Genomic DNA, 17,615 nt, shown 5'->3' on the forward strand with positions numbered 1-17,615 from the left:
GGCCTCATTATCAAGCGGAATTTCCTTTACCGGGCTATGCTCGTTATAAACGATTTCACTAACCTCAACGCGTACAAATGCCGTGGCATCCCCGGAGTTATAAATGCGTTTGGCGAGGGTATTTTTACCGGAATAAATATACTCATTTAACGGACCCACATTGATCACCGGGCCAGCAAAAGCGTGCATGGGCAGAGCGATGAAAACAGCTAAGAGCAAGTTATGAGTTAGGCCACGAGCAGGCATAAAAGCCACCACTGCAAAATTTTGATTGGGGGAGTATTTGAGCATGGCTTAAAGGCTACTCAGTGTTTTTTTTTCTTAATTAATATTTTTTTCTCTTAATTAAACCACGCATCCTGCAATGATATTTTAAATATGGTGCGATCGTTTATTTTAACGTCTCTGAATAAAGAGGCGTGCGGCGAGGTGCTGTGAGCTTGTTTTCATCATGATAATGCATATGTGATAAATAGTTGTAAGCATTGTCAATGATTGGTTCAGTACGAAAGACAGCAATTCTATGGGAATTGATATTTCTTGGGGGCGGCAGGTGATGATTTTATATTATTGAAATGGGTAATCTATTAGGCTATTGCCTTTAATGTGAATGAAGTTATATAGAGTAATATGTAAAACTAGAGCGTCATTAATTTAAAAGTACGATATAAATCAGGGTGAGAGCTTAGCAAATATATTGCAGAAGCATTTTAGACGTAGTTCTGAATGGTTATCATTCATTGTAAATAATGAACGTGGAAGAGGAAAAAGAAGGGCGACCGCTGGCCGCCCTGGAAGGTTAACGCACTATTTCGTAGCAGGGAATGTAGGCGCTGCCGGGCAGCTTCATGCGGTGCTGGGCGACAAAGCCCTGCAGCAGAACATCCATGCGTTTCATCATGTCCGGGTCCCCGTGCAGTTTGTACGGGCCGTATTTTTCGATGGCATGAATACCTGGCTCCTTCACGTTGCCGGCAACGATGCCTGAGAAGGCGCGCCGCAGCGAGGCTGCCAGCTTTTCCGCAGGCTGATCAGGGTAGAGCTGCAGGTTAGCCATGTTTTCGTGGGTCGGTTCAAACGGCATCTGCAGATCCGGCGAGATGCGAATGGACCAGTTGAAGCCGTAGGCATCGCCGGTTTCACGGCGGTTCTCTTTCACCTGTGGCATCGCTTTTTTCATCAGGCGGGCGACTTCAGTTGCGTCGTCGATGATGATTTTATAATGCTGTCGTGCTTTATCGCCCAGGGTGCTAACAATGAATTCATCCAGCACACGGAAGTAATCCGCGCTTTCTTTCGGCCCGGTGAGGATCAGCGGCAGTACCTGATCGTGGTTGTGCGGATTCATCAGAATGCCAAGCAGGTAGAGCAGCTCTTCTGCGGTACCGACCCCGCCTGGGAAGATAATAATGCCGTGGGCAATACGCACGAACGCCTCAAGGCGTTTTTCAATATCCGGCATTATGATCAGTTCGTTGACCAGCGGGTTAGGCGGCTCGGCGGCGATAATCGAAGGTTCCGTCAGGCCGATAAAACGCCCTTCTTTATAGCGCTGCTGGGCGTGGCCGACGGCAGCCCCTTTCATCGGTGCTTCCATCGCCCCCGGCCCGCAGCCGGTGCAGATATTCAGCTCGCGTAGGCCAAGCTGAGTGCCCACACGGCGGGCATACAGGTATTCGTTTTCGTTAATGGAGTGCCCGCCCCAGCAAACCACCAGGTTCGGGGCTTCACCCACGTGCAGCGCGCGGGCATTTCGTAAAATAGAAAACACCACGTTGGTGATATGAATAGAGTTTTCTTTGTTCAAATGCTGAAAACGGCCTGCGTTGGTAATTTGGCCGTTAACAAACAGAATATCGCGCAGGACGGCAAACAGGTTAGCCTGCAGCGCGCGGATGATTCGGCCATCAACAAAGGCGTCTTCCGGGGGGTTAATCAGTTCGAGTTTTACGCCACGTTCACGGCGTAACACATTGATGTCAAAGTTCTGGTAGCGAGAAAGCAGCTCTTTGCTGCTGTCGGTTTGACTGCCGGAATTAAGGACCGCCAGTGAGCAGTTACGAAACAGTTGATAAAGGTCGCTGCTGGCGGTGCGTTTAAGCATATCGACTTCCAGCTGCGACAACATATCCATTGAGCCAAGCGGGCTAATATGTGTAATCAAGTGAACTCCTTACGGAACGAAAAGTGCCGTTCTCACAGATTACAATAGCCCTGGCTTGTTCACTTTAACAACCCGTAAACCACATTCGCTTTTGGTGCTGGGAGCTATTTCGCACTTATTGGCGGGTCAGGCGGCCAAAAGCAGGATGGAAATCGGTATTCGTCCGCCACGGGTTAATGTCCAACCCGCCCCGACGCGTGTAGCGTGCGTAGACGCTGAGCGAGTGCGGCTGGCAGAAGCGCAGCAGGTCATTAAAGATGCGCTCTACGCACTGCTCATGAAACTCGTTGTGATGGCGGAAGGAGACCAGATAGCGCAGCAGCTTTTCGCGATCGATTTTTGGACCACGATAGCGAATCTGTACGGAGCCCCAGTCTGGCTGGTGGGTGATCAGGCAGTTGGACTTCAGCAGGTGGCTAACCAGAGTCTCTTCCACGATCGCATTCCCCGCGGCCTGTTGCAGATAATCTGCATTGAAGTCGTAGCTGTCGATGGTGATGTCCTGCTCATCGATGCATTCTCCGCTGAACGCTGCGATTTCCTGGCCTTCCAGCTCATGCAGGCGGAACAGCACCACGCTGACGTCGCCTTCGGCGCAGGCGCTTAAATCACGCTTCAGCGTTGCCTGGACGGTTTCCCAGTCGGCGAAGCGGGTCTGGTTAAAGCTGTTCAGGTAGAGCTTAAAGCTTTTGGACTCCACCAGATTGACGCTGTTGGCGTCTAACTGCACATGGCCCACGGCGACCTGAGGCAGGCCATTACTGTTCAACCATGAGAGTTCGTAGAGCGTCCAGATGTCGCCGCCGCAGAATGGCAGGCTGTCGGCGTGGAGGCCAAGCGGGTCGCGATTCAGGCTGCGCGGTACGGCCTGCAGTAGAGAAGGCTGGTATTGATCCTGATAAGCCGTGGGCTTACCCAGCGTCAGGCCACTTAGAGCCTGGTGATTTTCGTAGGACATGTTTCACCGAGATAAAGGTACAATTGGCTTTTATTGTACCCCAGCCTACGCGAGTGAGAAATTAATGAACGAAGTCGCCTTTGCCCTTAAAGAGTTTACCCGCCGTTTTTGCGACCAGTGGCAGGAGGAAACGGGAGGCTGGCCTGCCAGTGAAGCACTGTACGGCATTCCTTCGCCGTGCATTGTAACGACCACCGGGGGAGACGTGCGCTGGCAGCCCCAGCCGTTTATACCAGAAGCGGATTTAAGCGCCGTAGAGCGAGCATTGGATATTTCCCTCCAACCTGCCGTTGAAGCGTTTTACACCACGCAATTTGCCGGCGATATGCCCGCCGTGCATGGGAATACTGCGCTGACGCTGCTGCAGACGTGGAGCGAGGACGACTTTGTTCGCGTGCAGGAAAACCTGATTGGTCATCTGGTGACACAGAAACGTTTGAAGTTATCTCCGACGCTGTTTTTAGCGACGACTGACGATGAAATGGAAGTTATCTCACTATGCAACTTGACAGGTGAAGTGGTGCTTGAAAGAATCGGCACCCCGCAGCGGACCGTGCTTTCCGCCTCTCTTCCTGACTTTCTGAATGCCTTAACGCCACAGGTGATCTAGCTTTTTTGCCCAAGGTCTTGTGAGAGATCTCTTACAAGCCGTGTGAGAGATCGCTACATTTGACGGCAGATGAAAGCGACTCTCATTTATCGATGCCTTTATAAAACAATGAGTTATTTTTATTTTAGGAAAGTTCCGAATGAAAGTTTCTGCCCGCAGCACCGCTGCATCCCTTGTCACATGCGGGCAAATAGGGGATTCTATACCCATCGACAGGATGTCGACGTAATGAAGGAGACATTAGGATGATGTCGCTTCTTACAGAAGGAACCCGCCGGGATGGCGAACAAGGAAGGCTTCACAGATGAAGCATGGATAACTCAGGCAGAGTTAAAGGACACCTCCAGGACGGAGAATGAGAGCCGTAACAGGAGTGCGGTGGGTCAGGAAGACTCAAGGATTTCGCGTCAGGATGATGTTGGACACCCATCAGGATGATGGCAGCAGGAAGCCCTGGCGATGGATTGCTGGTCAGGAGACCAGAGGACAAAGTTGTCATGGATGAGCAGGGAGCATAAAAAGTAGCTGGATTAGCTGCGAAACGAACCGGGAGCACTGTGTAAACAGTGCTCCCTTTTTTTATGCCTTTTTCACGGGCAGCGAAGAAGTGTTATTCTGTACCGCTCTTTTCCACTGACGAATGAGGTTTTCATGGAGCGCCAGACGCTGGTTCGCCATCATTTACTCACTATTGAGCAGATCCTGCGCGATCATTCCCTCTGGCAGGGCCTGCCTCCCGATCCCACAGCATTTGAGAGCACGCAGCCTTTCTGCATGGATACGCTGCAGCCCCACGAATGGCTACAATGGGTCCTGATCCCTCGTATGCACGCGCTGCTGGACAGCCAGCATCCTCTGCCTGACGCCTTTGCTATCGCCCCTTATTATGAGATGGCGCTGGATGCGACGCATGCCGTGCGTGAACCTCTCCTTGCCGTGCTGCTTGAGCTGGATGCACTGTTTGACGCGGAACAGGGTTGATGCTGGAGATTATTTACCAGGATGAATGGCTGGTTGCCGTGAACAAACCGTCCGGCTGGCTGGTTCACCGCAGCTGGCTGGACAGGCACGAAAAAGTCGTGGTGATGCAAACCGTCCGCGACCAGATTGGCCAGCACGTTTTTACCGTTCATCGCCTCGACAGACCAACCTCTGGCGTGCTGCTGATGGGGCTGTCCAGCGAAGTAGGCCGTCTGCTGTCACAGCAATTTGAGCAGCATCAAATGCAGAAACGCTACCATGCCGTGGTGCGCGGCTGGCTGCAGGACGAAGCCGTGCTGGATTATCCTCTGGTTGAAGAGCTGGATAAAATCGCCGATAAATTTAGCGACCAGGACAAAGGGCCACAGCCCGCAGTGACGCATTATCGCGGGCTGGCAACGGTCGAAATGCCGGTGGCGGTGGGGCGCTATCCAGGCGCGCGCTACAGCCTGGTAGAGCTTGAGCCAAAGACTGGCCGTAAACACCAGCTTCGGCGGCATCTGGCGCATCTTCGGCATCCCATTATTGGCGATTCCAAACACGGCGATTTGCGTCAGAATCGCGGGGCGGCGGAGCATTTCGGTTGCCAGCGCCTGATGCTGCATGCCAGCCAGCTCTCTTTAAAGCATCCTGTTACCGGGGAAGCGCTGACGCTAAAAGCGGGGCTGGATGAGACCTGGATGCAAATGCTGACACAATTTGGCTGGCGCGGTCTGTTGCCGGATGTTGAAAATAGTGAGTATGATCCGGCGAGCTGCCAGGATAAGCCTTGTCCCTAATTCTTAAGGAGTTACCGATGGCCGAAGTGGGTATTTTTGTAGGCACGATGTACGGCAATGCGCTGTTAGTGGCGGAAGAAGCCGAAACCATTCTGAAAAAACACGGCCATCAGGCAAAGGTGTTTGAAGATCCCGACCTGACCGAGTGGCAATATTACCGCAACCATTATGCGCTGGTGGTCACGTCCACGACGGGGCAGGGCGATCTGCCGGACAGCATTGTTCCGCTATTTCAGGCCATCAAAGATCAGCTGGGTTACCAGCCTGAACTGCATTACGGCTTGATTGCACTGGGTGACAGCAACTACGACCACTTCTGCGGCGGCGGCAAGCAGTTTGACGCTTTATTGCAGGAGCAGGGAGCAACCCGCATTGCTGAGGTTTTAACGATTGACGCCAACGACCATCCGGAGCCAGAAGTGGTTTCCGGCCCGTGGGTTGAGCAGTGGGCGACTTTACTGAAGTAAGTGACAACAGGGTGGGTAAGCGGCGCATACCCACCCAGAAAAGATCTTAATTAAGCGGGTGTTCGTGCTCGCGACGGTAGGCGCCGGGAGAGGTATTGAACCGTTTCCCGAACGTGCGGGTAAAAGATTGCTGCGAATCAAAACCGTAGCGCACTGAGATATCGAGGATTTTGTCCTCGGTATTTTTCAGATCTTCTGCCGCTAACTGCAATTTACGTTCACGAATGTAGGCGCCGAGGCTTTTCCCCGCCCAGTCTGAGAACATCCGTTGCAGGTACCACTTCGAGTAGCCGGACTGCCTGGCGACTTCTTCAATACGCAGCGGGCGCTGCATGTTGCCATCGACCCACTCAAGCAGAGATTCCATAAAATCTTTAGGCATGGACATATCACCTCCTTCTACATCTTGCTCGTTCGATAATTGATAATGCTATTCCCACCAGGCATCGAAGGCCTGACGCGGTTGACTGACTTCCAGTATTTGCCCCATTTCCGGCGTGAGCAGCTGATAGCTGCGGCCCGCGCTGGCGGTTGCTATGCGGCGAAAAGGCTCGTCCCAGCTGTGGTTCGCCAATGCAAACCGGCCTGCGTGCCCCGGCACCATGGTTTTCGCCCCCAGGTCTTCCGTCGCCTGAGCGGCTTCTTCCGGCATCATGTGGATGTATTTCCAGCCTTCGTCATACTGGCCGTTTTCCATGATCGCGAGATCGATATCGCTAAATTGCTCACCGATCTGTTTGAAATGCGGGCCGTAGCCGGAATCACCGCTGTAATAAACTTTTCGCTGCGGCGTGACGAACATAAAGCTTGCCCACAGCGTTTTGTTGCCGGTTAACCCGCGACCAGAGAAGTGGCGTGCCGGCAGGGCGTGAATCGTTAATTCATCGTCAATGGCGACTTTTTCCTGCCAGTCCAGTTCGTGGATAAGCGCGGGATCGAAGCCCCAGGCTTCAAAATGTGCGCCAACGCCAAGCGGGGCGACCACTTGCTTAATCTTTGGCTTAAGCGCCCGCAGCGTGGGGTAGTCCAGGTGATCCCAGTGATCGTGAGAGATGATCAACGTGTCTATGTCCGGCATATCTTCCGCTCGCCACGGATAATCGCCCGCAAACGCTTTGTTCAGAAAGGCGAACGGGGCGGCATAGTGGCTGAACACCGGATCGATAAGAATGCGCTTGCCGCCGAGCTGAATAAACCAGGAGGAATGGCCCAGCCACACCACCAGATCCTGCTGTTTATCAAGCTTTGCCAGATCGGTTTTGATCAGCGGCAGGGGACGATCGGGTTTTACCGTATCTGGCCGGGCGAAAAAGAAATCCCACAGCGCCGCAATGCGACCGCGTTTGTCGGTCATCATTGGCGTGTCCTGCTGATTGTGGAACTTGCCGTCGCGGTACTGGGGGGATTGCTGGATGCGTTCAAGGCGGCTGCCCTGTGGCAGTTTGCCAAATTCAGTCATCGGGAACAGCGCAGCACTAGTGGCAGTAAGGCCTAATAACATAATCACGACCATGAATTTTAGGGTTAACGAACGCTTGCCAGATTGCGCGGCAGCCATAAGGAATTCTCGTAGAAACTGTGCGGGTTATATTGCTATTGAGTGAGTAAACACTCATTATAAGCAGGCGAGGTCAACCGTCAACAAAATTTACGGTATGATAAAGAACATGACATTCAGCGATCGCGGCGATCCCGATGGTTGAAATCCTATCCACTCAGATAACTGGCTTGTGAGGAACCGTGGCTCGTCCAAAAAGTGAAGATAAACGATTAGCATTACTCGATGCGGCAACCGATGCGATAGCGGAACTGGGATTAGGGGCGGCGACCTCTTTAATTGCCAGAAAGGCGGGCGTTGCCGAAGGGACATTGTTCCGTTATTTCCCGACTAAAGACGAGTTGCTGAACGCCGTTTATCTCCATCATAAGCAAGATCTTGGCAACGAGCTGATGAAAACCTACGATCGACATGCCTCAAGCAAAGAGCGCACCAGGACGGTGTGGGGGAATTACATCGACTGGGGGCTGGTGAATATGAATGCGCGTAAAGCGATGCGCCAGCTGGCGGTTTCCGGCAAGATCACGTCCGAAACGCTGGAAATGGTTTACCTTGCTTACCCGGATCTGCGTGACCTGTCGAAGGAATGTATCACCAACGAGGCGCTGACCGGCATTGAGTCGGCATTTGCCGACGCTATTTTCTTTGGCCTGGCCGAAACCACGATGGAATTTGCCGGACGCGATCCTTCACGCAGGGATGAATACAAATCTGCCGGCTTTGACGTGATGTGGCGCGGCATGACTAAAGGCTAACATTTTTGTAAAAGCGAAGAGGGCGGGCGGGATCCCTCTTCGTACCTGGTTTAAGCTCAAATCTGATACTTCTTCGCTTCCCGCGCGACATTATCCATTTCGTCCAGTAGCTCCAGAATTTCAGGCTCCATCTCCTCTGGCGCTACGCCGTGACGCAGCTCGTGCTCGAGCGTCTGGCAGAGTTTTTTCATCCGAGGGACACCGCTGTAGCTGCAGCTTCCGTGCAGTTTATGCACGATATCAATTAATCCTTCGGGCTTGTCGCCCACCAGCTGTTCTTCGAGGACATTTCTCACTTCCGGTAAAAACTCCAGCAGCATGTCAAGCATCTCCCGGGCGAGATCGGCTTTGTTGGCGGCCTGCCGCAGCGCCAGGTTCCAGTCCAGCGTCTTATTGATATTAATCGCCGGCGGGACGGTTTCTTCCTGCTGAACGGGAAGCTGGCCGATATTACCCGGATGGTAGCGCATCAGCAGGCGATGCAGCTTTTCTTCTTCAATCGGCTTGGCGAGATAGTCGTTCATACCGGCGCTCATGAGCTTCTCTTTTTGCCCCGCCAGCGCGTGGGCGGTAACAGCAATCACCGGGGTTTGCTGGTGATGCGGCAACTGGCGAATCAGCTCGCAGGCGCGGATGCCGTCCATTTCCGGCATCTGAATGTCCATCAGGATAATGTCGATGTTCATTTGCCGGGCGCGCTCCAGCGCCTGCGTGCCGCTTTCACACAGCACAACTTGTTGAACTCTGTCTTCCAGTAACGCGCCAATCAGTTTCAGGTTGGCCGGATTATCGTCCACCGCCATGACGGCCATCGGCAGCTTGTCGCTATGTTCAACGAACGGCAGAGCCAGATTAGCTTTCGGGCAGCTTTCAAGCAGCATCGGGAACAGGCGCGTAGAGGTGATCGGTTTTAACAGGCAGCCCGCCACGCCCTGGCGCTTAAGCTCTTCTGCACCGACCTGGGTATGGCAGGGCAAGGCCAGAATCAGGCAATCTGCCATGGTGACTGCTTTGGCGAGCTTAGGGTTTGCCAGCGTGAGCGTTTCTGTAAAGGTGACGGGAATGCCACACAGCAGAATATCGTAGTGCTCATCGGGCAGTCCGGTGAGCGACGGGCTGTGCACGACGTCCAGCGGCGTATTTTGCAGTAAATTCAGGGTGCTCTGCGCGGCGGTCGCATTCGGCTCGACGTAGCCCAGACGTTTACCCGCCAGTTTGTCCAGCACTTGCCTGTCGTTCACGGCGTTCGGGTTCAGATCCAGGCTGATGTGGAACCAGAACGTTGAGCCCCGATTCGGCTTGCTGTGGAAGGAGATATCACCGCCCATTTCATTCACCAGCTTCTGGGTGATCACCAGCCCCAGCCCGGTGCCGCCGTGGCGGCGGGAAATACTGGCATCCGCCTGGCGGAAGGCCTGGAAGAGACGCGATTGTTCCTGTTCAGGAATGCCGATGCCGGTGTCGTGGATCTGCATTTCAATCTGAACTTTGTTGTTCCCTTCCGCCCGTTTTTCCACCAGCAGGTCGATGTTGCCGGTTTCGGTGAATTTAATCGCGTTGCCTACCAGATTGGTGACCACCTGCTGCAGTCGCAGAGGGTCGCCAATCACATTATCCGGCACGTCATTTTTGATATTTAGCGTCAGCTCAAGGCCTTTGTCGTGGGCGGAATGTGCCAGCAGGGTTACCACTTCATCCAGCGTGTTGCGCAGCGGGAAGGGGATGGATTCCAGCAGCAGCTTGCCAGCTTCGAGCTTGGAGAAGTCCAGCACGTCATTAATGATGGTGAGCAAGTTATTGGCCGAGCGTTCAATCGTGTAGAGGTGGTCGCGCTGGGTTGGCGTCAGGTCGGTTTTTAAGGCCAGACGAGTGAAGCCAATAACGCCGTTGAGCGGCGTTCGCAGCTCGTGGGACATATTTGCCAGAAACTCAGATTTTATACGGGCGGCTTCCTGAGCCCGTTTTTTGGCAAGATCGAGCTCCACGTTCTGAATTTCCATCTGCTCAAGGGTTTCACGCAGATCGGATGTGGCCTGGTCGACGTTGTGCTGCATCTCTTCGTGATACGCCGTCAGCGACATTGCCATCGAGTTAATGCCGTTTTTCAGCATATCCAGCTCGCCCAACATAAACCCTTCCACGCGGCTGTCGAGCTGCCCGCGGCGAATGCGGTCTACGGTATTTACCATATTGCGAATCGGCCCGGTCACGTCGCGCATCAGGCGATAGGCAAACAGCATCGCAATGCCAATACAGAACAGCATCATCAAGGTGGAGATAAAGATTTCGCGGTATTGCTGCAGGCGAACGGATTTGAGATCCAACTCCATGGCGACGTAGCCGAGGGTACTGTTGCTTTGTTTTACGTTAGTTTCAGCGGACTCATCCGGTGAGTATCTTTCGGAAATAATCGGCATTCGCAGGATCATAATGTCGCCCGCGCGGGTGACGGTGAGATCTTTCGGGGGCTTTTCCCCGTCGGGCAGCTTCAGGCGAGCGGCGTTATGCTGAAAATTAGAGGTGACGAACAGCTTGTTACTGTCATCGTAAATTGAAATGCCCCGCACGATATCCGAATGGCGGCGGTGCAGCACGCTGACTAACTGGCGAATCGACTCCCGGCTGTGGAAGTTCATGCCGTATTCGCTGGAGACCGCCAGGGGCTCAATAATACTGGCGCCGGCATCTTCCAGCTGACGCTGTAAGTCATTGTAACGATGGACAACGAAAAAGATGCTGAGCAGCAAACCGACCAACAGCGTCGGGGCCAGAATCAGGATCATCATACGTGCGCGCAGGCTGTAGTTGGTCATGGGGTTCCGATATGGGACAATAAAAGCAACAGTGACATTTGAGAACACATCTACTTACATCATGGCGCAATTCTACTCTGCAAAGCGACGCGATACGAATCGTGAATTACTAACCGTGACCGTCACCGACCTCGATCCATTTGGTCAGGGCGTCGCGCGCCACAAAGGCAAAGCGCTCTTTATTCGTGGGGCACTGCCCGGCGAACAGGTTGAGGTTCGCATTACCGAAGATAAGCGTAGCTACGCTCAGGCTGAGGTAAAGCGCCGTTTAAACGACAGCCCGGAAAGGGTGAAGCCGCGCTGTCCGCATTTTGGGGTTTGCGGCGGCTGCCAGCAGCAGCACGCGAGCGTGGCGCTGCAGCAGGAGGCAAAATCTAAGGCGCTTGGGCGGATGATGGGCGAGCGCGAACAGCCTCGTCAGGTGGATGAAATTATTTCTGCCGGGGCATGGGGATACCGGCGTCGCGCGCGGCTGGGGTTGAATTATCTGCCCCGCACGCAAACCTTACAGATGGGTTTTCGTAAGGCGAGCGATAAAGCGCTGGTGGATATTCATCATTGCCCCGTGCTGGCGCCCCGGCTTGAAGCATTACTGAATCCTTTACGCCAGTGCTTGTCTGAATTAAGTATCGTGAACCGGTTAGGGCACGTGGAACTGGTTCTGGCCGACGGTGGGCCGCTGATGGTGCTGCGCCATTTGGCCCCGCTCAGCAAAGACGATAGGGAAAAACTGGAACAGTTTTCGCATTCCCATCAGGTGGCGTTATTCCTCGCCCCGGACAGCGACAGTCTGGAATCCCTGGCCAAGGAAGAGCCCTGGTATCATTCAGACGGGCTACGCTTAACCTTTAGTCCACGAGATTTCATCCAGGTTAACGACGCGGTGAATCAGCAAATGGTGGCGCGGGCGATCGAGTGGTTGGAGGTGCAGCCTGAGGATCGGGTGCTAGATTTGTTCTGCGGAATGGGGAATTTCACCCTGCCGTTGGCAAAACGAGCCGCCGCGGTCGTGGGGGTCGAAGGCGTTGCTGCGCTGGTGGCGAAAGGCGAATATAATGCTCAGCGTAATGCGCTGAAAAACGTGACATTCTTCCATGAAAACCTGGAGGATGATGTGACGCGTCAGCCCTGGGCGCAACAAGGATTTACTAAAATATTGCTCGACCCGGCGCGTGCCGGTGCGGCGGGTGTTATGCAGCACGTCATCAAACTGGCGCCGAGCCGCGTGGTGTACGTTTCCTGTAACCCCACCACGCTTGCGCGCGACAGCGAAACGTTGCTGGCCGCCGGGTACCACATTAAACGACTGGCCATGCTCGATATGTTCCCCCACACCGGGCATCTGGAGTCTATGGCGCTCTTTGAGCGTAATTGAAAGGGTTAATCAGGCGTATTGGCCTGAGCGTTAGCCCGACAGGAGAGGATAATGGTTGCGGTAAGAAGTGCACATCTCAACAAAGCTGGCGAATTTGCGCCCGAAAAATGGATTGCAAGCCTCGGGATTTCCAACCAGCAGTCGTGTGAACGCTTAGCCGAAACCTGGGCGTATTGTGAACGCCAGACCAAAGGTCATCCTGACGCTGAATTATTGCTGTGGCGCGGCGTGGAGATGGTCGAAATCCTCTCGATGCTGAGCATGGACAACGATACGCTGCGTGCCGCGCTGCTGTTCCCGCTGGCGGATGCTGGCGTAGTCAGTGAAGAAGTGATGCTGGAAAGCGTCGGCAAGCAGGTGGTGACGTTGATTCACGGCGTGCGCGACATGGACGCGATCCGCCACCTGAAAGCGACCCATAACGACTCTGTTTCTTCCGACCAGGTGGATAACGTTCGCCGCATGCTGCTGGCGATGGTGGATGATTTCCGCTGCGTGGTCATCAAGCTTGCGGAACGTATCGCCCATCTGCGTGAAGTGAAAGATGCGCCGGAAGATGAGCGCGTACTGGCGGCCAAAGAATGTACCAACATTTACGCCCCGCTGGCGAACCGCCTCGGTATTGGCCAGCTCAAATGGGAGCTGGAAGATTACTGTTTCCGCTACCTGCACCCGGAAGAATATAAGCGTATCGCGAAGCTGCTGCACGAGCGCCGAATCGATCGCGAGCAGTACATCGACGATTTTGTCGGCACATTACGTTCTTCGATGAAAGAAGAGGGCGTAAAGGCTGAAGTTTATGGCCGACCAAAACACATCTACAGCATCTGGCGCAAAATGCAGAAAAAGCACCTCGCGTTTGACGAGCTGTTTGACGTGCGTGCGGTGCGTATCGTCGCCGAGCGCCTGCAGGATTGCTACGCGGCGCTGGGGATAGTGCATACTCACTTCCGCCATTTGCCGGATGAGTTTGACGACTATGTTGCAAACCCTAAACCCAACGGCTACCAGTCTATTCATACCGTGGTGCTTGGTCCGAACGGCAAAACCATAGAGATTCAGATCCGCACCAAGCAGATGCATGAAGAGTCTGAGCTGGGCGTGGCCGCGCACTGGAAGTACAAAGAAGGCAATGCGCGCAGCGGCAGTTCCGGCCATGAAGACCGCATTGCGTGGCTGCGTAAGCTTATCGCCTGGCAGGAAGAGATGTCCGACTCGGGCGAAATGCTTGACGAAGTCCGCAGCCAGGTCTTTGACGACCGCGTGTATGTATTTACGCCGAAAGGGGACGTGGTTGACCTGCCTGCTGGCTCGACGCCGCTGGACTTTGCCTACCATATTCACAGTGATGTCGGGCACCGCTGCATCGGGGCAAAAATTGGCGGGCGCATTGTGCCGTTTACCTATCAGCTGCAAATGGGTGACCAGATCGAGGTCATCACCCAGAAGCAGCCGAACCCGAGCCGCGACTGGCTGAACCCTAACCTCGGGTACATCACTACCAGCCGCGGGCGCGCGAAGATCCACAACTGGTTCCGCAAGCAGGACCGGGACAAGAACATTCTTGCCGGACGCCAGATCCTGGACGATGAGATTGAGCATCTGGGCATCAGTCTGAAGGAAGCAGAGAAAACGCTGCTGCCGCGCTACAACTTCAACGAAATTGAAGAGCTGCTGGCGGCTATCGGCGGGGGCGACATCCGCCTCAACCAGATGAGCAACTACCTGCAGGCGCAGTTTAATAAGCCAAGCGCCGAGGAGCAGGATGCCGCCGCGCTACGTCAGCTGACGCAAAAAAGCTATTCGCCGCCGCAGTCGCGCAGTAAAGACAATGGTCGCGTGGTCGTTGAGGGCGTAGGAAATCTGATGCACCATATCGCCCGCTGCTGCCAGCCGATTCCGGGGGATGAAATCGTCGGCTTTATTACCCAGGGGCGCGGGATCTCGATTCACCGTGCCGACTGTGACCAGTTGGCCGAGCTGCAATCCCACGCGCCGGAACGTATCGTCGATGCTGTTTGGGGGGAAAGCTACTCCAGCGGTTATTCGCTGGTGGTGCGCGTCACGGCGAACGACCGCAGCGGCCTGCTTCGCGACATCACCACTATTCTGGCGAACGAAAAGGTCAACGTGCTTGGCGTGGCCAGCCGCAGTGACACGAAACAGCAGCTTGCCACCATCGATATGACTATCGAGATCTATAACCTGCAGGTGCTTGGCCGCGTGCTGGGCAAACTTAACCAGGTGCCGGACATTATCGATGCCCGCAGGCTGCACGGCTAATTTATTGTCCCCCTCACCCCGACCCTCTCCCCAGAAGGGAGAGGGGGAACAACTTTGCTCAATTTCGTACGCTTTCCAAAGGTTGAGGGCGAACAATTCTACTCAGTCCATCCCCTCTCCCTTTTAGGGAGAGGGCTAGGGTGAGGGTAAAAAAACAAGGAATTACAATGACTCAAATCGACCGCCTGCTCGGGATCATGCAGCGTCTGCGTGACCCTGAAAACGGCTGCCCGTGGGATCGCGAGCAAACCTTTGCCACCATCGCCCCTTACACGCTCGAAGAAACCTATGAAGTGCTCGACGCCATTAATCGTGAAGATTTTGACGACCTGCGCGGCGAGCTGGGTGACCTGCTGTTCCAGGTGGTGTTTTACGCCCAGATGGGGCAGGAAGAAGGGCGCTTTAATTTTGAAGAGATCTGCCAGGAGATTGGCGACAAGCTCGAGCGCCGCCACCCGCATATCTTTGCTGACGGCGACGCCGCGACCAGCGGTGAAGTGCTGGCGAAGTGGGAGCAAATCAAAATTGAAGAGCGCGCGCAGAAGGCACAACACTCGGCGCTGGACGACATCCCAGAGGCGCTGCCCGCGTTGATGCGAGCGCAAAAAATCCAGAAACGCTGCTCAAACGTCGGCTTTGACTGGAAGACGCTTGGCCCGGTGCTGGATAAAGTGCACGAAGAGATCGACGAAGTCATGTTTGAAGCCCAGCAGGCCGTGGTGGACGAGGCAAAGCTGGAAGAAGAAGTGGGTGATTTATTGTTCGCCACCGTCAATCTGGCTCGCCATTTGGGCACCAAAGCTGAGGTGGCGTTACAAAAAGCTAACCGAAAATTCGAGGCTCGTTTCCGAAAAGTGGAGGCGATTGTCGCCGCTCAGGGGTTAACCATGGAGCAGGCCGGGCTGGAAATTATGGAAAAAGCCTGGCAAGAAGTGAAACGCCAGGAAACTGAAATCTAAAGCGTTTTTGCTATCAGCTGCACTTTTTAGCGCTTTTTATTTAACAAGCGATTGATTTGCGTCAAAAACATTTATCACGGAGGGGCTATTTTCTTAGCCTGACTGTGGGGCCGGATTGATTTCCGGGGAACAGAATGAATGTTTGTGGCGCCCATGCTGTTCGGGTATACTACTTTCCCGTCCTGGTTATTCCATCGTCTTTAAACCTAACTTCTCAGGTTCAGCATGACAACGAACTATATTTTTGTGACCGGCGGGGTCGTTTCCTCTCTGGGTAAAGGCATTGCCGCAGCCTCCCTCGCAGCTATTCTTGAAGCCCGTGGCCTCAACGTATCCATCATGAAACTCGATCCGTACATCAACGTCGATCCGGGTACCATGAGCCCTATTCAACATGGGGAAGTGTTCGTTACCGAAGACGGCGCTGAAACCGACCTGGATCTGGGTCACTACGAGCGTTTCATCCGTAACAAGATGAGCCGCCGCAACAACTTCACCACCGGCCGTATCTACTCTGACGTTCTGCGTAAAGAGCGCCGTGGTGACTATCTTGGCGCGACCGTGCAGGTTATCCCGCACATCACCAACGCCATTAAAGAACGTATTCTGGAAGGCGGCGAAGGCCACGACGTGGTGCTGGTTGAAATCGGCGGCACCGTCGGTGACATCGAATCCCTGCCGTTCCTTGAAGCGATTCGTCAGATGGCGGTAGAAGTGGGCCGCGAGCACACGCTCTACATGCATCTGACGCTGGTGCCTTACATGGCCGCAGCCGGTGAAGTGAAAACCAAGCCGACTCAGCACTCCGTAAAAGAACTGCTCTCTATTGGTATCCAGCCAGACGTGCTGATCTGCCGTTCTGACCGCGTTGTACCGGCCAACGAACGTGCGAAGATTGCATTGTTCTGTAACGTCCCAGAGAAAGCGGTAATCTCTCTGAAAGACGTCGATTCTATCTATAAAATTCCAGGCCTGTTGAAATCCCAGGGGCTGGACGATTATATTTGTAAACGATTCAGCTTGAACGCGCCGGAAGCCAATCTGGCAGAATGGGAACAGGTTATCTATGAAGAAGCCAACCCAACGGGCGAAATCACTATCGGTATGGTCGGCAAGTACATTGAACTGCCGGATGCCTATAAGTCGGTGATTGAAGCGCTGAAACACGGCGGGCTGAAAAACCGTCTGACCGTGAACATCAAGCTGATTGATTCACAGGATGTTGAAACCCGTGGCGTTGAGCTGCTGAAAGGTCTGGATGCGATTCTGATCCCTGGCGGCTTCGGCTACCGCGGTGTTGAAGGCAAGATTGCCACCGCGCGCTATGCCCGTGAAAACAACATCCCGTACCTCGGTATTTGCCTGGGTATGCAGGTTGCGCTTATCGAGTTCGCCCGTAACGTGGCGGGCATGGATAACGCCAACTCCACTGAATTTGTGCCAGACTGTAAGTACCCTGTGGTGGCGTTGATCACCGAGTGGCGCGATGAAGAAGGCAATGTTGAAGTGCGCAGCGAGAAGAGCGATCTGGGCGGCACCATGCGCCTCGGCGGCCAGCAGTGCCAGCTGACCGACGGTAGCCTGGTTCGCCAGATGTACGGTGAGCCAACTATTGTTGAACGCCATCGCCATCGCTACGAAGTCAACAACATGCTGCTGAAACCGATTGAAGCAGCTGGTTTACGTGTTGCAGGTCGTTCCGGTGATGACCAACTGGTGGAAATCATCGAGGTGCCAAATCATCCATGGTTTGTTGCCTGCCAGTTCCACCCGGAATTCACTTCGACTCCGCGTGACGGGCACCCACTGTTTGCAGGCTTCGTGAAAGCCGCCGGTGAGTACCAGAAACGCCAGGCGAAGTAAGCAGAGTTAGAACGGCAACGCGCGACATTTTCGCGCGTTGTTTGTCTGGA

Annotated in this window: 14 protein-coding genes and 1 pseudogene; 9 read left to right on the top strand and 6 right to left on the bottom strand. The window is 54.1% G+C overall.

What is annotated here, in order from left to right; genetic code table 11:
• The 3 genes and pseudogenes from F3J28_RS21400 to queF all read right to left on the bottom strand — a co-directional run.
• Window positions 1-291 (bottom strand): annotated as a pseudogene (locus F3J28_RS21400) (hypothetical protein); the annotation flags it as partial.
• 508 nt (window positions 292-799) lie between these two features.
• The gene (gene ppnN / locus F3J28_RS21405) at window positions 800-2,164 is read right to left on the bottom strand and encodes a nucleotide 5'-monophosphate nucleosidase PpnN (protein ID WP_166879596.1); all 1,365 of its coding nucleotides are present in this window, start codon (window positions 2,162-2,164) and stop codon (window positions 800-802) included.
• A 115-nt stretch (window positions 2,165-2,279) separates the two neighbouring features.
• A complete protein-coding gene (gene queF, locus F3J28_RS21410) occupies window positions 2,280-3,122 on the bottom strand; it encodes an NADPH-dependent 7-cyano-7-deazaguanine reductase QueF (protein WP_166879599.1) in 843 nt (280 codons plus the stop codon).
• A 64-nt stretch (window positions 3,123-3,186) separates the two neighbouring features.
• Between queF and syd the strand changes: the two genes are divergently transcribed.
• From syd to F3J28_RS21430, 4 genes are all read left to right on the top strand, one after another.
• A complete protein-coding gene (gene syd / locus F3J28_RS21415; RefSeq protein ID WP_166879602.1) occupies window positions 3,187-3,732 on the top strand; it encodes a SecY-interacting protein in 546 nt (181 codons plus the stop codon).
• A gap of 651 nt (window positions 3,733-4,383) precedes the next feature.
• On the top strand, window positions 4,384-4,713 hold the full coding sequence (locus F3J28_RS21420) for a YqcC family protein (RefSeq protein ID WP_008458400.1): 330 nt from the start codon (window positions 4,384-4,386) through the stop codon (window positions 4,711-4,713).
• Window positions 4,713-5,492 carry a tRNA pseudouridine(65) synthase TruC gene (gene truC, locus F3J28_RS21425; protein ID WP_166879604.1) on the top strand — a complete coding sequence of 260 codons (780 nt, stop codon included), beginning with the start codon at window positions 4,713-4,715 and terminating at the stop codon, window positions 5,490-5,492. Before F3J28_RS21420 ends, truC begins: the two co-directional genes overlap by 1 nt.
• 17 nt (window positions 5,493-5,509) lie before the next feature.
• Entirely contained in the window at window positions 5,510-5,959 is a 450-nt protein-coding gene (locus F3J28_RS21430) for a flavodoxin (RefSeq protein WP_039297682.1), read from the top strand.
• A 46-nt stretch (window positions 5,960-6,005) separates the two neighbouring features.
• Here F3J28_RS21430 and F3J28_RS21435 read toward each other — a convergent pair whose 3' ends face one another.
• Window positions 6,006-6,347: a helix-turn-helix domain-containing protein gene (locus F3J28_RS21435; protein ID WP_166879606.1), complete on the bottom strand. Its 342-nt coding sequence runs from the start codon at window positions 6,345-6,347 to the stop codon at window positions 6,006-6,008.
• Between the two features lie 42 nt (window positions 6,348-6,389).
• On the bottom strand, window positions 6,390-7,517 hold the full coding sequence (locus tag F3J28_RS21440) for an MBL fold metallo-hydrolase (RefSeq protein WP_166879609.1): 1,128 nt from the start codon (window positions 7,515-7,517) through the stop codon (window positions 6,390-6,392).
• Between the two features lie 182 nt (window positions 7,518-7,699).
• On the opposite strand from F3J28_RS21440, the gene F3J28_RS21445 reads away from it, so the two are divergent.
• Window positions 7,700-8,272 carry a TetR/AcrR family transcriptional regulator gene (locus F3J28_RS21445; protein WP_008458392.1) on the top strand — a complete coding sequence of 191 codons (573 nt, stop codon included), beginning with the start codon at window positions 7,700-7,702 and terminating at the stop codon, window positions 8,270-8,272.
• Between the two features lie 56 nt (window positions 8,273-8,328).
• On the opposite strand, the gene barA is transcribed toward F3J28_RS21445, so the two are convergent.
• Window positions 8,329-11,085, bottom strand: a complete 2,757-nt coding sequence (gene barA / locus F3J28_RS21450) for a two-component sensor histidine kinase BarA (RefSeq protein WP_166879612.1) — start codon at window positions 11,083-11,085, stop codon at window positions 8,329-8,331.
• A 61-nt stretch (window positions 11,086-11,146) separates the two neighbouring features.
• On the opposite strand from barA, the gene rlmD reads away from it, so the two are divergent.
• The 4 genes from rlmD to pyrG all read left to right on the top strand — a co-directional run bounded on the left by rlmD (window position 11,147) and on the right by pyrG (window position 17,565).
• Window positions 11,147-12,460 carry a 23S rRNA (uracil(1939)-C(5))-methyltransferase RlmD gene (gene rlmD, locus F3J28_RS21455; protein ID WP_166879742.1) on the top strand — a complete coding sequence of 438 codons (1,314 nt, stop codon included), beginning with the start codon at window positions 11,147-11,149 and terminating at the stop codon, window positions 12,458-12,460.
• A 51-nt stretch (window positions 12,461-12,511) separates the two neighbouring features.
• Window positions 12,512-14,743 (top strand): GTP diphosphokinase, encoded by a 2,232-nt coding sequence (gene relA / locus F3J28_RS21460; protein ID WP_008458386.1) that lies wholly within the window; start codon window positions 12,512-12,514, stop codon window positions 14,741-14,743.
• A gap of 167 nt (window positions 14,744-14,910) precedes the next feature.
• Window positions 14,911-15,702 (top strand): nucleoside triphosphate pyrophosphohydrolase, encoded by a 792-nt coding sequence (gene mazG, locus F3J28_RS21465; RefSeq protein WP_166879615.1) that lies wholly within the window; start codon window positions 14,911-14,913, stop codon window positions 15,700-15,702.
• Between the two features lie 225 nt (window positions 15,703-15,927).
• Entirely contained in the window at window positions 15,928-17,565 is a 1,638-nt protein-coding gene (gene pyrG / locus F3J28_RS21470) for a glutamine hydrolyzing CTP synthase (RefSeq protein ID WP_008458383.1), read from the top strand.
• The last annotated feature ends 50 nt before the right edge of the window (window positions 17,566-17,615 follow it).

The organism is Enterobacter sp. Ap-1006 (assembly GCF_011752835.1).
Lineage (GTDB): Bacteria > Pseudomonadota > Gammaproteobacteria > Enterobacterales > Enterobacteriaceae > Cedecea.

Excerpts from the sequence above, each read along its gene's own strand:
- queF (WP_166879599.1), bottom strand. The coding sequence starts at position 3,122 with ATGTCCTACGAAAATCACCAGGCTCTAAGTGGCCTGACGCTGGGTAAG.
- syd (WP_166879602.1), top strand. The coding sequence starts at position 3,187 with ATGAACGAAGTCGCCTTTGCCCTTAAAGAGTTTACCCGCCGTTTTTGC.
- F3J28_RS21420 (WP_008458400.1), top strand. The coding sequence starts at position 4,384 with ATGGAGCGCCAGACGCTGGTTCGCCATCATTTACTCACTATTGAGCAG.
- truC (WP_166879604.1), top strand. The coding sequence starts at position 4,713 with ATGCTGGAGATTATTTACCAGGATGAATGGCTGGTTGCCGTGAACAAA.
- F3J28_RS21430 (WP_039297682.1), top strand. The coding sequence starts at position 5,510 with ATGGCCGAAGTGGGTATTTTTGTAGGCACGATGTACGGCAATGCGCTG.
- F3J28_RS21435 (WP_166879606.1), bottom strand. The coding sequence starts at position 6,347 with ATGTCCATGCCTAAAGATTTTATGGAATCTCTGCTTGAGTGGGTCGAT.
- F3J28_RS21440 (WP_166879609.1), bottom strand. The coding sequence starts at position 7,517 with ATGGCTGCCGCGCAATCTGGCAAGCGTTCGTTAACCCTAAAATTCATG.
- barA (WP_166879612.1), bottom strand. The coding sequence starts at position 11,085 with ATGACCAACTACAGCCTGCGCGCACGTATGATGATCCTGATTCTGGCC.
- rlmD (WP_166879742.1), top strand. The coding sequence starts at position 11,147 with ATGGCGCAATTCTACTCTGCAAAGCGACGCGATACGAATCGTGAATTA.
- relA (WP_008458386.1), top strand. The coding sequence starts at position 12,512 with ATGGTTGCGGTAAGAAGTGCACATCTCAACAAAGCTGGCGAATTTGCG.
- mazG (WP_166879615.1), top strand. The coding sequence starts at position 14,911 with ATGACTCAAATCGACCGCCTGCTCGGGATCATGCAGCGTCTGCGTGAC.
- pyrG (WP_008458383.1), top strand. The coding sequence starts at position 15,928 with ATGACAACGAACTATATTTTTGTGACCGGCGGGGTCGTTTCCTCTCTG.